This is a genomic window from Longispora fulva, from assembly GCF_015751905.1.
Taxonomy (GTDB): Bacteria; Actinomycetota; Actinomycetes; order Mycobacteriales; family Micromonosporaceae; genus Longispora; species Longispora fulva.
Genome location: NZ_JADOUF010000001.1, coordinates 1,481,328 through 1,496,790, shown reverse-complemented (window position 1 = coordinate 1,496,790; position 15,463 = coordinate 1,481,328). Strand labels below are relative to the sequence as shown.

The following is a 15,463-nucleotide window of genomic DNA, read 5'->3' as shown; positions in this document are numbered from 1 at the left end:
GAACAGCCGGAATGCCCGGCCCGGCGACAGGTTACTGGCCCCGGTCCACGAGTCCCGCGCGACACGCCCCGCGGGCGTCAATTCCTCTGTGGAGGATCGAGGATCAGCTCCACGAGACCGGCGAGCAGCGCCGCCCGGTCCGGCATCTGCGAGACGTCCACCCACTCGTCGCGGGCGTGCGAACCCCCGCCGACCCCACCGAGCCCGCACAGCGTCGGCACCCCGAGCGAGCCGGTGAAGTTCGCGTCGGAGGCGCCGGGCGCCGACACCCCGTCGACAGGGGCCAGGCCCATCTCCTTCCCTGCGAGTTGCGCCAGTTCGAACAGCTGCCCCGAGACGGAATGCTGCAACGGGTACCGGTTGACGCCCCCTTCGAACGTCAGCCGCGCCCCCGGAAGCCGCGGGGACAGCCCCCGGATCAGCCCGTCCACCCGGTCGAGTTCCGCGCTCGTCCACGCGCGGACGTCCACGCAGAACTCCGCCTTCTCCGGCACGACGTTCGTCATCGTGCCCGCCGTCACCATCGTCGGGGTCACCGTCGTGCCCTCCGCCGCGAACTCGCGCACCGCCAGCACGTGGAAGGCCGCCTCCACCGAGGCGTTGATCCCCCGGTGCGGCTCGACCCCGGCGTGCGCGGCCCGCCCGTGCACGGTGATCCGGTACACGGAGCCCCCCTTGCGGGCGACCTTCAACTCCCCGCTCTCGGTACTCGGCTCCCCCACCAGCACCGCGCCGGAACGGGCCGCCTGCTCCTCGATCAGGGGCCGCGACGCCGGCGAACCGGTCTCCTCGTCACAGGTCAGCAAAAGACCGACCCGGGAGGTGTCCCCGACCAGTTCGAGCGCGGTGAGCATCTGCACGATGCCGGCCTTCATGTCGGCCACGCCCGGCCCGGTCGCCCGGTCGCCAGCCAGTGCGAACGGCCACCCGTCGTGCGTACCGGCCGGCCAGACCGTGTCGTAGTGGCCGAGGAGCAGGACCCGCTGGTCGGCCGCCGGCCAGAGGAGATGCGGCAGGCCGTCGAGCATGACGCGCTGGGCTGGACGGCCCAGGACCGCCGTGCCCCAGCGGTCCAGGACGTCCGCGCAGGCGGTGAGGCGGCCGGGATCCTCCGGCGGGGATTCGAGGGCCACCAGGTCTCGTAGTCGAGTGATCATTACCGTGGCCCGCTCTTGCGCGGCGAGCCGGATCGCTTCGAGTCGTGTCACTGTTCCAGGGTCGGGGCGGGTGGGGGGCGTTGCCATCCTTCATCGTGCTTCATCGCTGGAAATGGGATGAATCGGCGGCCTGACGGCAGGTCCTGCCGTCAGGCCGCCCGCTCATCAGGGTCTGGTGCCGAGGACCAGGCCGTTGGCCGCCGGAGCGTCGAACCGCACCGTGCGCACGTCGGTGAACCCGACCTGCCGCATCCACTCCTGGTACTCCCCCGCGGTGTAGTTGCGCCCCTCCCGGGTGTTCGCGACCATCGCCACGTCCATCAACGCCGCCGGCAACGGGCCGGTGCGGTCGTCGTCCACGAGGAGTTCGGCGACCATGACCGTGCCCCCGGACGGCAACGCGGCGAACGCCTTGCCGAGCAGCATCCGGTTGTCCCGCTCCGACCAGTCGTGCAGGATCATCGAGAACAGGACCGCGTCGTGCCCGCCGGGCAGGGTCTCGTCCTTGAAGAAGTCGCCCGGGTGCACGGACACCCGGTCGGCGAGCCCCTCCTCCGCGATGCGCTTCTGGGTCATCTCACACACGAGCGCCAGGTCGTACACGGTGGCCCGCAGCTCCGGATAGTGCCGACAGAGTTCGATGTCGTGCGCCCCCACCCCGCCGCCGACGTCGAGGATCCGGCGCACGCCCGAGAAGTCGTGCGCGCGCGCCATCTCCCGGGTGGTGAAGGACGACATCGCGTACATCCCCTGCCAGAACCGTTGCTTGAACGTCGAGTCGTCCTGGTCGAAAATGGTCTCGGTCGCCTCGTCGTCCCAGGTGGAGGGCCGGTTGTCCCGGATGGCCCGCCCCAGGCGCATCCAGCCGGCGTAGTGGTGGTCGAACAGGGCCACGGCGGGCCCGAAATAGTATGGCTTGCCCTCCACCAGGTACTCGGCGGCGACCGGGGTGAGCCGGCACTCTCCGCCGTCGAACTCCAGCAGGCCCAGGGCGGTGCAGGTCGTCACCACCGCCTCGGCCGGCCGATGGGCGATGTCACACAGTCGGGCCAGCTCGGCCAGCGCCATCGGCTGGCCGTCGGACAGATGCTCGAAGACGCCGATCTCGTGAGCCACTGCGACCGTTTTCGCCGCCCAGACGCCCTGCATCAGGCTCATGAGCTCCATGGGGGTACCGATGTCCGCACTCGTCGTCACGACGGGAATTCCTCTCGATAGACCACCGCCACTATGGACCAGAGGAGGGTGCCGATGGAAATCCACAAGGGACATACGTGGTCCGGCCTCGCCTGGTGCCGCACCGCCCCGGTGGCTGCTGAGATGATCGTTGGACGCGACGTCACGGGGAGACTGGTGGAGATCATCGAACATGTGATCAGCGCGCCCTGCGAGGGCGTCCTGGTCGAGCCGGTGGGGGGCGGCAGGGCCGGCGTCCTCGTGCTGGCCGGTTCCAGTGGCCGCGTCGACACCGAACGCTGCCGGGTGCTCGCCCGCGCCGGGCTGACCGCCCTGTCGATCCGCTGGTTCGGCGGCGACGGCCAGGCACCGGGGATCTGCGAGATTCCGCTGGAGACGTTCGTCGCGGTGATCGACCTGCTGCGGGGCACCGTGCGCGGGCGGATCGGCGCGCTCGGACTGTCCAAGGGCGCCGAGGCTGCGCTGCTGCTGGCCGTCCACGATCCCCGCGTCGACGCGGTGATCGCCCTGTCGCCCACGTCCGTGGTCTGGGCGAACGTCGGCCCCGGCGTCGACGGGGTGCGGCACCCCTACCGTTCGTCATGGACCTGGCAGGGTGAGCCAGTGCCATTCGTCCCCTACGACGACAGCTGGACTCCCGCGGATCCGGAGGGCGAACCGGTGTCCCTCCGCCCCCTGTACGAGCAGAGCCGGCGGACCTTCGCCGACGCCGCCGGGGCCGCCGTGATTCCGATCGAGCGGTCCGCCGCGCAGCTCGTTCTCGTGGCGGGTGGGGACGACCTGATGTGGCCGTCGCTGACCTTCGCCCGGGAACTGGCCGCGCGGTGCGCTTCGGCGGGGCGTCCGGCCACGCTGGTGACCTCGTCCGACGCGGGGCACCGCCCCCGGCTGCCGGGGGAAGGGCCGGCCGATCCGTCTGACCGGTTCCGCTACGGCGGGACTGTGGAGGCTGACGCGGCGCTCGGTGCCGCGGCCTGGCCCCAGGTCGTCGCCGCGCTCGTCGGAGATCCGGGCGTCAGCGGCTGACCGGCATATCCGGGGTCGGCGACGTTCGCGCCGGTGACGGGTTCCCGGCGCACGGAACGGCGTCCCGCCCCGTGACCGCCCCGTAGGATCAGGCGATGACCTGGGGGTTGGCTGCCGCGATCCTGGCCGCGATCTGTTACGGCGCGGCCTCCGTGCTGCAGGCGGTCGCCGCGCGGGCCACGCCGGCGGGTACGGGCGTCGACCCGAGGCTCGTCGTCCGGGTGATGCGGCAGACTCCGTTCCTGTTGGGCCTCGCGTTGGACGGGGCCGGGTTCGGCTTCCAGTTCTGGGCCCTGCGGTCACAACCGGTTTTCGTGGTGCAGGCGGCGCTCGCCGCGAGCCTGGCCGTGACCGCGGTGGTGGCGACCGTGGCCCTGGGGCTGCGGCTGTCCGGCGCGCAGTGGGCGGCCGTCGTCGCGGTGTGCGGAGGGTTGGCCCTGTTGGGTCTGTCCGCCGGGGCCGAGAGCGCCCGGCACGCGTCGATGGCGTTCCGGCTCGCGCTGGTGCCCGCGGCTCTTGTCCTCGGGATGCTCGGTCTGGCTGCGCTGCGGTTGCCGGTTCGGGCCCGCTCGGCCGCTCTCGGGCTGGTCGCCGGGCTCGCGTTCGGGGTGGTGGCTCTGGCCGCGCGGTCGGTGACGACATTCGCGCCGGCACGGCTGCTCCGTGAGCCGGCCGTGTACGCGATGGTGCTGGCCGGGGTGGTCGCGTTCCTCTACCTGACGACCGGGCTACAGCGCGGCGCGGTCACCACGGTCACAGCCGGGCTCGTGATCGGCGAGACCGTGCTGCCGTCGGTGCTCGGGGTGCTGGTGTTCGGGGACGGCACCCGGGCCGGGTTCGGGCCGGTGGCCGGGGCCGGGTTCGTCCTCGCGTTGGCCGGGTGCCTGGCGCTCGCCCGGTTCGGGAGCCTGGAGGAGCCCGGGGAACACGCCTGACCCACGGCCCGGCCACCCGTCGCGCCAGCCTGGTCCGCAGCCGCGCCGCGCCTGGATGCGGTCCTGCCACGACAGGCCCACCGTGACGCCACGGCCCCAGCTGATCGATTCGCCCTGCCCGGCACTCACAGCACGGGTACCGCGACCGGTGGCTCGGCCCCGACGTACCGCGCCGCCGGCCGAATGATCTTCGTGTCCCCCGCCTGCTCCAGGATGTTCGCGCACCACCCGATCACCCTGCTCGACGCGAACGTCGGCGTGAACATCTCCCGGGGCAGCCCGCACAGTTCCATCACCACGCCGGCGTAGAACTCCACATTGGTGAACAGCTCGCGGCCGGGTTTGAGTTCGGCGAGGAGTTCCAGTACCCGGCTCTCGACCTGGACGGCGAAGTCCACGAGCCCTCCGCCGATCCCCTGGGCGATGTCGCGGAGCATGAGGGACCGGGGGTCGTCGGTGCGGTACACCGGATGACCGAAGCCCATGATCCGTTCGCCGGCCAGGACGCGTTCACGGATCCAGGGGTCGATCCGGTCCGGGGTGCCGATCGCGTCGAGGGTGTCCAGTGCCCGGCTGGGCGCGCCGCCGTGCAGCGGGCCGGACAGGGAGCCGATGGCGCCGACGAGGCAGGCGACGAGGTCCGCGCCGGTGGAGGCGATCACCCGGGCGGTGAAGGTGGAGGCGTTGAAGCCGTGGTCGATGGTGGAGATCAGGTAGGACTCGATCGCCCGGGCATGTGCCTCCTCGGGCACGGTTCCGGTGAGCATGTAGAGGTAGTTCGCCGCGTAGGACAGGTCATCGCGGGGCTCGATCGGCAACTGTCCGTGGCGGACCCGGTGCAGTGCGGTGAGCAGCGTCGGGGTCAGCGCGCAGGCGAACAGGGCGTCGGCACGGCGGGCCTCGGGGCTGATGTCCATCAGGGGGCGGGTGCCGTGCAGTGATCCAGCGAGCGACAGGGCGGTCCGCAGGCCCTCCAGGGGGCTCGACACCCGGGCGATCGGGCCGAGGAGCGGGCGGAGCTGGTCGGGGATCCGGCGCAGTGGCGCGATCTCGGCGGCGAAGGCCGTGCGGCCGGCCCGGTCGGGCAGGGCGCCGTCGAGGAGGAGCTGCCAGACGTCCTCGAGGGTACGGGTGCGGGCGAGGTCGATCGCCGAGTACTGCCGGTAGTGGTAGAAGCCCTCCCGGCCGCGGACGTCGCCGATCGTCGTGTCGGTCACGATCACGCCGGCCAGCCCCCGCGGGACGTCAAATGTGTGTGCCATGCCGCGACTGTCACCCATCTCGACATGAGTTGTCAATGTTGACTAGTCAATGTGAGAAGATGACTGCGTGGATCAGCTCACGACCGACCAGGCCGCCGCGCGGCTCGGCGTAAAACCCGAGACGGTGTACGCGTACGTCAGCCGCGGCCTCCTGCACAGCACCCGGGCGAAGGACGGCCGGGGCAGCCTGTTCGACCCCGCCGAGGTGGAACAACTCGCCGCGCGGGGTGCCCGCAACCGGCCGGTGAAGGAGACCGGCCCGGTGATCCGGACGGGCCTGACGCTGATCCGCGACGGGCGGCTGTGCTACCGGGGGCGCGACGCGGCGGACCTCGCCGTCAGCGAGAGCTTCGAGTCCGTGGCGTCGCTGCTGTGGTCGGGAACACTCGACCCGACCGCCCGGTTCTCGGCCCCGGCGGGCCTCGTCGACCTCGCGCGGGCCGCCACGTCGCCGCTGTCCTCGGGGACGCGGCTGACCGACCGGTTGCGGGTGATCGTGGCTGTGGCGGCCTCGGCCGATCCGGAGCGGTTCAACATCCAGCCGGACGCTGTCGCCGGCACCGGGGCCGCACTGCTGGCCACGATGGTCGACGCGCTTCCCCTGCTCGGCGCGCCACCGACCCGAGCCGACGCCCATGTCGATGTCGACGGCGGCGGCGACCGCAGCGGCAACGGAATCGGCCGCGGGACTGGCACTGGCCAGCGACACCGACCCGCGTTCGGTGACCTGGCGGCCCGGCTGTGGCCCCGACTCACCTCCCACGCCCCCACCCCGGACACCGTGCGCGCCCTGAACGCCGCCCTGGTCCTCCTCGCCGACCACGACCTGGCGGCGTCGACGTTCGCGGCCCGGGTCGCCGCGTCCGCGCGGGCCCACCCGTACGCCGTCGTCGCCGCGGGGTTGAGCGCCTTCGACGGCCCCCTGCACGGCGCCGCAGCCTCCCAGGCCCACCGGCTGCTCGCGGAGGCGATCGCGACCGGAGACCCCCTCATGGTGTACTCCGAGCGCCTGCGCGTCGAAGGCCGCGTCGAGGGCTTCTTCCACGGCGCGCATCCGCTCTACCCCGACGGCGACGTCCGGGCCCTGGTCCTCCTCGGGCTGCTCGACGACGTGCCCACCCGGCCGGAGGTCCGCGCCGCCGTGGACGGGCTGCTCGCCGCGGCCGGCGGCCGTTCGCGCGGGTTGCCGAACATCGAGTTCGCGTTGGCGGTGCTCGCGCACGTGTGCGGGATGACGCCGGGGGCCGGGGAGGCGGTGTTCGCCCTCGCCCGGACGGCCGGCTGGATCGCGCACGCCCTGGAGGAGTACGAGGAGCCGGGCCTGCGGTTCCGCTACCAGGGCACGTACACCGGCCCGGAGCCCGTCTGACCATCGGACGGAGCCGGGCCGGAGCCGGCGGACCGACCCAGCGCCAGCCCGGCGTCAGCCCAGCCAGGCGTCGATGCCCGCCAGCACCCTCCGCCGCACCTCCTCCGGAGCGAACGACGCCTCGACGCCGTTGCGCGCCAGCTCGGCCATCACCGCGTCGTCGTACCCGAACGCGTCGCGGACCCGGGAGTACTCCACCGCCAGCGGCGTACCGATCAAGGAGGGTATGTCGGTGTTGATCGTGACGAGCAGACCCGCGTCGCGCAGCCGGGGCAGCGGGTGCTCGGCGAGCGAGGACGCGAAGCCCAGCGCCACGTTGGACGACGGGCACACCTCCAGCGCCAGCCGGCGTTCGCGGACCTCCGCGACCAGGTCGGGGTCGTCGAGGATGGTGATGCCGTGCCCGACGCGCTCGGTGCGGCCCGCGCCGATCGCCTGCCGGATGCTGGCCGGCCCGCAGGCCTCCCCGGCGTGGTGCACGACGTGCACGCCCCGGTCGCGGGCCGCGGCGAACACCTCGACGAACGGGTCCCCCGGGTACGCCTCGTCGCCGGCGAGGCCGATCGCGACCACGCCGTCGAAGCGTTCGGCGAGGTCCAGGCTGCGCCAGGCGCGGTCCACGGAGCGGCGGCGGGAGTGGTCGATCAGGACCCGGCACTCGACGCCGAACCGGTCGCGGCCCTCGGCCAGCCCGTCGAGGACGGCCCGCAGCGGCATGGTCGGGTCGCCGAGCCGGTCGCCGTGGCCGGCGGCGGTGAAGGACACCTCCGCGTAGCGCACGCCACCGGCGGCCTCGTCCTCGCAGAATTCCACGGCGATCCGGTGGAAGTCCGCCGGGCGGCGCAGGCAGGCCCTGACCAGGTCGTTCTGGTCGAAGAAGTCCGCGAAGCCGGTGAACGCGCGGCCGGGCGGGACGGTCACCCCGTTGGCGGCGCCGATCTCGGCGAGCGTGTCCCACCGGACGGTGCTCTCCAGGTGGACGTGCAGGTGGGCCTTCGGCAGCGCGCGCAGATCCCTCACGCCGCGAACGCTACCCAACCAAGATCCAAAAACCATCACAATTTACGGGTGGGGTGTACCCGGCAGCGTCGGCCCGATGATCGGGCGGGCGGCGGTCGCGCGCTACTCGAGGCTCTCCCGCAGTTCGTGCAGTTGCAGTGCGAGCTGGATCTGCAGGACCCGGTCCGGCCGCTGCCAGTCCGCGCCCAGCAGTTGCCCGATCCGGTCGAGCCGCTGGTTGACCGTGTTGACGTGCACGTGCAGCACCCCTGCGGAGCGCGCGGGGCTCCCCCCGGACGCGAAGTACGCCGACAGGGTCGCGACCAGCAGCGTCGCCCGCCGGGCGTCGTAGTCGAGCACCGGCCCGAGGGTGTCGGCCACGAAGGACCCCACGTCGCGCCCGGCGCCGAGGAGCAGGCCCACGAACCCGAGGTCCGCCGGTCCCGCGCCCTCACCGGCCCGGCCGAGGAGCAGGAGGGCCGAGGCGCACCGGTGGGCCTCGGCGTACCCGCCGCGGACCGCCGCCGGGCCGGTCACCGGACCGGCGGCGCCCGCCGTGACCGGGGTGCGCAGGACGGCCCCGAGGTCGTGGGCCGCGCGGCGGGCCGCGGTTCCCGGGTCGTTTCCGGGCAGCAGGAGCACCTCCCTGCCGTCCCGGTGGCCTGACAGCCCGCCGTGCGCCGCGGCCTCGGCGGCGGCCCAGGACGCGGCGCGCTGCCGGGCGTCGTCGGTGCCGGCGAGGACGAGGACGACGTGCGGCCGGTCGAGGTCCAGGCCGAGGCGGCGGGCCCGGTCGCGGGCGTTGGCGGGGTCCGGCCGGCTGATCAGCTCGTCGAGGAGTTCGCCGCGGACCCTGCTCTCGGCGTCGGCGGCGTTGCGCCGCGACAGCAGCAGCAGCGCGGTGACGACGGCCGCGCGTTCGAATATCCGCTGGTCGGCCTCCGTCAGGTCGGCGGCGGAGCGCAGGACGAGGGCGCACAGCCCCTCGGTGCCGGTGCCGACGGCGGACACCCACAGGTCGCCGTCGCGGACGGCCCGGCCCAGCGACCGGGACCGGGCGACCACGTCGCCGAGCCCGTCAAGGAGCCCGGCCTGACCACCCGGAGCGGCGTCCACCAGGCCACCGCCACGCACCGCGTCGCGGAGGCCCTCCGTGCCGGGAGCACCTGGGCCGTCGCGGACGTCGGCAGGTCCGGGCGCGGTCTCCCACCCGCTGCCGGGATCCGCCACCGGACGCGGCGGAGAACCACTCTCACCACGGGCCGCGCTCCCCGGCCCTCGCCGGAGGCCCGGACCGGTCCCGCCGCTCGACGGTCCCGGCGCGGGGACCGGATGGAAGTCTCCGATCGCGACGAGGGGCCGGCCGTCGGCGTCGAGGACCGCCAGGGGCCCGTGCAGGATCCCGGCGACGGTGCGGGCCAGTTCCTCCACGTCGCCGCCGCGCAGGATCAGGTCCGCGAGCCGGTCGTGGGCCTCGGCGGCGCGTTCCACGGCGTCGCTGTGCTGGCGGACGGCCGTGTTCGCCGCGCTGAGTTCCCGCAGGGCCGCGCGGGTCTCGGCGAGCAGCCGGGCGTTGTCGATCGCGACGGCGGCGTGCGCGGCGAGGGAACTGAGCAGGGTGACCTCCTCTCGGGCGAAGGGCCGGGCGGTGCGGTTGGCGGCGTAGAGGACGCCGATCACCTGGGGGCCGAGTTTGAGGGGTACGCCGAGGATGGCCACGATCCCCTCCTCCGCGACCCCGGCGTCGATCTCCCCGGTGTGCCGGAACCGCTGGTCCTGCGGGTAGTTGGCGGTCTCGTAGGGCGCGGCGAGCTGGGCGACGAGGCCGCCGAGCCCCGCGCCCATGGACAGCCGGAGCCGTTGGAACCGCGCGGACACCGACCCGTCGGTGACCCGCATGTACGTGTCGCCGCGCTCCGGGTCGGTCAGGGTCAGGTACGCCACGTCCGTGCCGAGGAGTTTGCGGGCCCGCCGCACGATGGCCTCCAGCACCGCGTCGGTGTCGCGGAGGGTGGCAAGGTCCGCGACGGTGTCGAACAGCGCGGACAGTTCGGCCTCCCGTGCCCGGCGGCGTTCCAGCAGCGCCCGGACCCGCAGCGCCACGGCCTTGTCCCGGTCGAGGGCCGCGAGTTCGGAGACCGGCGCGCCGGCGAGCCGGGCGTCGAGTCCGGGGCGTTCGAACTCGACGGCCGGGGCCTCGCGGGCCAGCAGGTCGAGGAAGTGCGTCAGTGGGCTGTCCATCCGCCGTCCATGGTGATCGAGGCCCCGGTGATGAACGAGGCCGGCGGCCCGCACAGGTACGCGACGAGTTCGGCCACCTCGTCGGGTTCGATGAGCCGTTTGATGGCCGACGGCGCGAGCATGATCCGTTCGACCACCTCGTTCTCCGGCAGCCCGTGCGCGAGGGCCTGGCCGGCGATCTGGCTGGTCACGAGCGGGGTGCGCACGTACGCGGGGTTGACGCAGTTGGAGGTGACCCCGTGCGGTGCCCCTTCGAGCGCGATCACCTTCGACAGTCCCTCGAGGGCGTGCTTCGCCGCGACATAGCCGGACTTGAACGGCGAGGCGCGCAGCCCGTGCACGGAGGAGATGTTGACGACCCGGCCCCAGCCCTGGGCGTACATGTGCGGCAGCGCGCGCCGTACGAGCCGGAACGGGGACTCCACCATGAGACGCATGATCATCGAGAATCGCTCCGGGGGGAAGTCCTCCAGGGGCGCGACATGTTGCAGGCCGGCGTTGTTGACGATCACGTCGACCCGGCCGAGCCCGTCGTCGACGGCGTCGAGGTCGGTCAGGTCGACGACCCAGGCCCGGCCGCCGACCGCCGAGGCGGCCTCCTCGGCGGCCGGGCCGTCGCGGTCGGCGATCACGACGGTGGCCCCGGCGGCGGCGAGCCGCTCCGCGACGGCCCGGCCGATGCCGCTGGCCCCGCCGGTGACCAGCGCGGTCCGCCCGGTCAGGTCGACCCCGCCGACGGCCGGGTCACTCGGCACGGGCCCTCCTCCACCCGGCGACCGTGCCCCACAGCCCCTTGCGGAACAGCAGCACGACCAGCACGAACACGGATCCGGTGACGATGCCCGGCCCGTTGAACTGGGCCGTGGACAGGTAGTCCTCCAACTGCACGACGAGCCCGGCGCCGAGGACGCCGCCCCACAGGGTGCCGATCCCGCCCAGGACGACCATCATCACCGCCTGCCCGGAGGTGGTCCAGTGCACGCCCTGCAACGACGCCGACCCGTGGCTGACGGCCGACAGCCCGCCGGCCAGCCCCGCGAGGGCCGCGGAGATCATGAAGACCACGAGTTTGTACCGGTCCACCGGGTAGCCCAGCGCCCTGGCCCGGGCCGGGTTGTCGCGGATGGCGACGAGTACCCGGCCGAACGGAGACCGGACCACCCGCCAGGCCGCGAGGAGCCCGAGGAGGACGATCGGCAGCCCCGCGTAGTAGAAGTAGAACGGTTCGGACAGGTCGACGCCGAACAGCGGGCGCGGGATGCCCTGGAGGCCGTTCTCGCCCTCGGTGACGTCCCGCCACTGGTTGGCGACGAAGTACACCATCTGGGCGAACGCGAGGGTGACCATGGCGAAGTAGATCCCGGTGCGCTTCACCGACAGGTAGCCGATCGGGACGGCCAGGGCCGCAGCGAACACGGCACCGCCGAGGACGGCGACCGGGAAAGGCAGCCCGGTGTGCAGGCCGAGCAGCCCGGTGGCGTAGGCGGCCGAGCCCCAGAACGCCGCGTGCCCGAAGGACAGCAGCCCGGTGTAGCCGAGAAGCAGGTCCACGGCGACGGCGAGCAGTGCCCAGGTGGCGATGTCCATCGCGATCGGCGGGTAGACGAACCAGGGCAATGCGAGTGCCACCACGAGCCCGAGGAGCAGGAGCACCGGGCGGCGCGCGAGGACGGAGAGGATCATGCCCGGGCCTCCTCTCGGCCGAACAGCCCGGACGGCCGCCAGAGCAGGACGACGGCCATCAGGACGAAGGTGAGGATCTGGGCGAGGCCGGGGACGTAGAGCTGGCCGAGGGCCTGGAGGAGGCCGACGGCGTACCCGGCGAGCACCGATCCGAAGATCGAGCCGAGGCCGCCGATGACGACGACGGCGAACACGGCGATGACCATGTCGGCGCCCATCAGCGGGTTGACCGCCCGCATCGGCGCGGCCAGGACCCCGGCGAGGCCTGCGAGGCCCACCCCGAAGGCGAACACCGGGGTGACCCAGCGCCGCACGTTGATGCCGAGCGCGCCCGTCAGTTCGGGCCGCTCGGTGGACGCCCGGACGATCAGCCCGATCCTCGTCCTCGTGAGCAGCAGCCACACCGCGAGGCAGAGCGTGACGGACACGGCGAAGGCGAAGACCTGGTAGGTGGGGTACTCGAACAGCCCCAGGTCCAGGGTGCCCGACAGCGCGGCGGGCCGGGGGTAGGGCTGCGAGGCCACGCCGTACTCGCGTTTGACCAGGTCCTGGAGCACCAGGGTGATGCCGAAGGTAAGGAGGAAGTTGTAGAGCGGGTCGAGCCCGGTGAGCCACCGGACCAGGAAACGTTCGACGAGACCGCCGAAGACCGCCAACAGGACGGGTACGCAGACCAGCGCGAGCCAGAAGTCGATCCCCGCCTCGGTGAGCAGCACGTACGCCCCGAACGCGCCCAGCATGTAGAACGCGCCGTGCGCGAAGTTCACCACGCCGAGCATGCCGAAGATGACGGCCAGGCCGAGGGCCAGCAGCCCGTAGAAGGAGCCGCTGACCAGCCCGTTGAAGCACTGTTGCAGGAAGTTCGTCATGAGAAGGTGCAACCGCTCTCGCCCACCGGCCGGAACGCCTCGGCGGCCGGGATGGTGCGCAGGATCTTCTCGTAGTCCCAGGCCTCGGTGACGGCGCTCTTCGGCTTGACCTCGGCGAGGTACGCGTCGTGGATCACCCGGTGGTCCTCGGCCCGGATCTTGCCGCCCCGGGCGAACACGTCCTCGAAGGCGTGCCCCTCGAGCGTCTTGACCACGTCGTCGGAGGCGTCGGTGCCGGCCCGCTGCACGGCCTCCAGGTACTGGAGTGCCGCCGAGTAGTTCGCGGCGTGCGCGAAGGTGGGCCGGGTGTTGGTGCGCTTCATGAACCGGTCGGCGAACTCGCGGTTCTTGGCGTCGAAGTTCCAGTACCACGCGTCGGTGAAGGTGGTGCCGGCGAACGCGTCCGGGCCGAGGGAGTGGATGTCGGTCAGGAACATCAGGCCCACCGACAGCTTGATGCCCTTGTCGCGCAGCCCGAACTCGTTGTACTGCTTGACCAGGTTGACCAGGTCCCCGCCGGCCTGCATCGTACCCAGGACATCGGGTTTCGGGTTCATGTTCTGCGCCTTGAGCAGGAACGTGGAGAAGTTGTCGTTCGGGAACGGCGTCGGGTCCTTCACCCCCACCTTCCCGCCGGCCTTCTCCACGGCCGCCGTGAAGCTCTTCTGCATGTCCTGCCCGAACGCGTAGTCGGGGTAGACGACATACCAGTTCTTCGCGCCCTGCTGGGTGACGGCGGTGCCGGTCCCGTTGGCCAGCATGTACGTGTCGTAGGCGTAGTGGAACGTGTACTTGTTGCACTGCTTGCCGGTCAACTCGGTGGTCGCCGCCGTGATGTTGAAGTACAGCTTCTTCTTGTCCTTGGCCACCTTCGCCACGGCCAGCGCCGACGCCGACTGCGGCACGTCGAGGATCACGTCGGCCTCGTTGCGGTCGTAGAGTTCCTGCGCCTTCGAGCCCGCCACATCGGACTTGTTCTGGTGGTCGGCGGTCACCACGTCGATGTTCTTCGTGACCGCCTTACTCCCATATTTCGCCTTGAAGTCCTCCACGGCCATCCGGACGGCCTCCACGGAGTTCTTGCCGGACAGGTCGGCGTAGATGCCCGACTGGTCGTTGAGCACGCCCAGCACGAGCTTGTCGCCGCTGAGCTTCCCGCTGGCCGTGGGCGGTCCGCCGTTGCAGCCGGCCAACAGGAGCGCCCCGGTGAGGAGTACCGCAGTCTTCCGCATATCAGATCCCTAGGTAGGTGAGAAGTTCGTGTTCGCGGGCCAGCACCTCGGAGTTGTCGAGGTTCTCCACGACCCGGCCCTCGGCCAGCAGGTAGTGCCGGTCGGCGACCGTCGTCGCGAAGTGCAGGTTCTGTTCGATCAGCAGCACGGTCACGCCGTGCGCCTTGACCTCGCGGAGGATGTCGCCGATCTGGCGGACCAGCAGCGGTGACAGGCCCTCGGTGGGCTCGTCGCACAGCAGCAGGCGGGCCCCCGTCCGCAGGACCCGGGCCAGCGCCAGCATCTGCTGCTCGCCGCCCGACAACTTCGTCCCCGGGAACCGCCGGCGCTGCCACAGCACGGGGAACGTCTCGTAGATCCGGGCCATCGACCAGGGCTCGCCGCCCTTCGTGGTCGGCGGGAGGAGCAGGTTCTCCTCGACCGTCAGGCCGGCGTAGATGCCCCGGTCGTCGGGCACGTAGCCCAGGCCGGCGCGAGCCCGCTGGTGCGGGGCAAGACCGGTCAGCGGCCGCTCCAGGGCGATCTCGCCGGTCTGTTCGCGGTGCAGGCCCATCACGCAGCGCAGCAGGGTGGTCTTGCCGGCCCCGTTGCGGCCGACCAGGGTCACGATCTCCCCGGCGGCGACGTCGAGGGACACCCCGCGCAGCACCCGGGCCTGGCCGTAGTTCGCGGTGAGGTCACGTACGGTCAGCATCGGACTCCCCCAGATACGCGGTGATGACGCGCGGGTCGGTGCGGACCTCGGCGTACCCGCCCTCGACCAGCACCTCGCCGTGTTGCAGCACGGTGACCCGCTCGGCGAGGCTGGCCACGACGGACATGTTGTGCTCGACCAGCACGACGGTGCGCCCGGCCCGGACCCGGCCGATCAGCTCGACGGTGCGGTCCACGTCCTCCACGCCCATGCCGGCGGTCGGCTCGTCGAGGAGCAGCACCTTCGGGTCGGAGGCCAGGGCGACGGCCAGCTCCAGGGCGCGCTTGCGGCCGTAGGCCAGCTCGCCGGCCACGGTGTCCGCCTCGTCGGCGAGGCCCACCTGGTCGAGGAGTTCCAGCGCGCGGGGCCGGAACGCGTCCAGCAGCCGGTCGGAGCGCCAGAACCGCCAGCCGAGCGACGTGGTGGCCTGCAACGCCAACTCGACGTGCCCGAGGACGGAGAGGCGGTCGAACAGGCTGGAGATCTGGAAGGACCGGGCCATGCCGAGCCGGGCGACCCGTTCGGGGGCGTAGCCGGTGACGTCGCGGCCGTCGAGCTCTATCCGGCCGCCGGTGGGCCGGAAGTACCCGGTGAGCAGGTTGAACAGTGTCGTCTTCCCCGCGCCGTTCGGGCCGACGAGCGCGTGCACGGACCCTTCGGCGATGTCGAGGGTGACGTTGTTGACGGCCCGGAAACCGCGGAACTCCTTGGACAGTCCCCTGGTCGCGATGACTGGCGGCATATGTGTTCGCACCTCCTGTGACGGCGAACACTATCGATCTCGCGCGCACCCGGGCCA

Annotated in this window: 14 protein-coding genes; 3 read left to right on the top strand and 11 right to left on the bottom strand. The window is 72.2% G+C overall.

Annotated elements, in window-relative coordinates; all coding sequences use genetic code 11:
* Positions 1 to 77 precede the first annotated feature (77 nt).
* Entirely contained in the window at positions 78 to 1,208 is a 1,131-nt protein-coding gene (locus IW245_RS06510) for a M20/M25/M40 family metallo-hydrolase (RefSeq protein ID WP_233472595.1), read from the bottom strand.
* Between the two features lie 114 nt (positions 1,209 to 1,322).
* Positions 1,323 to 2,354, bottom strand: coding sequence for a methyltransferase (locus IW245_RS06505; RefSeq protein WP_233472597.1), 1,032 nt, complete (start codon positions 2,352 to 2,354; stop codon positions 1,323 to 1,325).
* Between the two features lie 123 nt (positions 2,355 to 2,477).
* Between IW245_RS06505 and IW245_RS06500 the strand changes: the two genes are divergently transcribed.
* Together IW245_RS06500 and IW245_RS06495 are read left to right on the top strand one after the other, a co-directional pair.
* Positions 2,478 to 3,380, top strand: a complete 903-nt coding sequence (locus IW245_RS06500) for an acyl-CoA thioester hydrolase/BAAT C-terminal domain-containing protein (protein WP_197002290.1) — start codon at positions 2,478 to 2,480, stop codon at positions 3,378 to 3,380.
* A gap of 95 nt (positions 3,381 to 3,475) precedes the next feature.
* Positions 3,476 to 4,315: a DMT family protein gene (locus tag IW245_RS06495; protein WP_197002289.1), complete on the top strand. Its 840-nt coding sequence runs from the start codon at positions 3,476 to 3,478 to the stop codon at positions 4,313 to 4,315.
* Positions 4,316 to 4,440: 125 nt separating this feature from the next.
* Here the strand turns inward: IW245_RS06495 and IW245_RS06490 are convergent, their stop codons facing one another.
* Entirely contained in the window at positions 4,441 to 5,577 is a 1,137-nt protein-coding gene (locus tag IW245_RS06490) for a citrate synthase/methylcitrate synthase (RefSeq protein ID WP_197002288.1), read from the bottom strand.
* 67 nt (positions 5,578 to 5,644) lie between these two features.
* On the opposite strand from IW245_RS06490, the gene IW245_RS06485 reads away from it, so the two are divergent.
* Positions 5,645 to 6,946 carry a citrate synthase gene (locus IW245_RS06485; RefSeq protein ID WP_197002287.1) on the top strand — a complete coding sequence of 434 codons (1,302 nt, stop codon included), beginning with the start codon at positions 5,645 to 5,647 and terminating at the stop codon, positions 6,944 to 6,946.
* Positions 6,947 to 7,000: 54 nt separating this feature from the next.
* Here IW245_RS06485 and add read toward each other — a convergent pair whose 3' ends face one another.
* The 8 genes from add to IW245_RS06445 all read right to left on the bottom strand — a co-directional run bounded on the left by add (position 7,001) and on the right by IW245_RS06445 (position 15,406).
* Positions 7,001 to 7,966 (bottom strand): adenosine deaminase, encoded by a 966-nt coding sequence (gene add, locus IW245_RS06480; protein WP_197002286.1) that lies wholly within the window; start codon positions 7,964 to 7,966, stop codon positions 7,001 to 7,003.
* Positions 7,967 to 8,068: 102 nt separating this feature from the next.
* Positions 8,069 to 10,186: a helix-turn-helix domain-containing protein gene (locus tag IW245_RS06475; RefSeq protein WP_197002285.1), complete on the bottom strand. Its 2,118-nt coding sequence runs from the start codon at positions 10,184 to 10,186 to the stop codon at positions 8,069 to 8,071.
* A complete protein-coding gene (locus IW245_RS06470) occupies positions 10,171 to 10,941 on the bottom strand; it encodes a 3-hydroxybutyrate dehydrogenase (protein ID WP_197002284.1) in 771 nt (256 codons plus the stop codon). The genes IW245_RS06475 and IW245_RS06470 overlap by 16 nt, the downstream gene beginning before the upstream one ends.
* A complete protein-coding gene (locus IW245_RS06465; protein ID WP_197002283.1) occupies positions 10,931 to 11,869 on the bottom strand; it encodes a branched-chain amino acid ABC transporter permease in 939 nt (312 codons plus the stop codon). Before IW245_RS06465 ends, IW245_RS06470 begins: the two co-directional genes overlap by 11 nt.
* Positions 11,866 to 12,738, bottom strand: a complete 873-nt coding sequence (locus tag IW245_RS06460) for a branched-chain amino acid ABC transporter permease (protein ID WP_197002282.1) — start codon at positions 12,736 to 12,738, stop codon at positions 11,866 to 11,868. The genes IW245_RS06465 and IW245_RS06460 overlap by 4 nt, the downstream gene beginning before the upstream one ends.
* Positions 12,735 to 13,970, bottom strand: coding sequence for an ABC transporter substrate-binding protein (locus IW245_RS06455; RefSeq protein ID WP_197002281.1), 1,236 nt, complete (start codon positions 13,968 to 13,970; stop codon positions 12,735 to 12,737). The genes IW245_RS06460 and IW245_RS06455 overlap by 4 nt, the downstream gene beginning before the upstream one ends.
* 1 nt (position 13,971) lies before the next feature.
* Complete coding sequence (locus IW245_RS06450; protein ID WP_197002280.1) at positions 13,972 to 14,664, bottom strand: ABC transporter ATP-binding protein; 693 nt, start codon at positions 14,662 to 14,664, stop codon at positions 13,972 to 13,974.
* Positions 14,648 to 15,406, bottom strand: a complete 759-nt coding sequence (locus IW245_RS06445; RefSeq protein ID WP_197002279.1) for an ABC transporter ATP-binding protein — start codon at positions 15,404 to 15,406, stop codon at positions 14,648 to 14,650. The genes IW245_RS06450 and IW245_RS06445 overlap by 17 nt, the downstream gene beginning before the upstream one ends.
* Between the last annotated feature and the right edge of the window lie 57 nt (positions 15,407 to 15,463).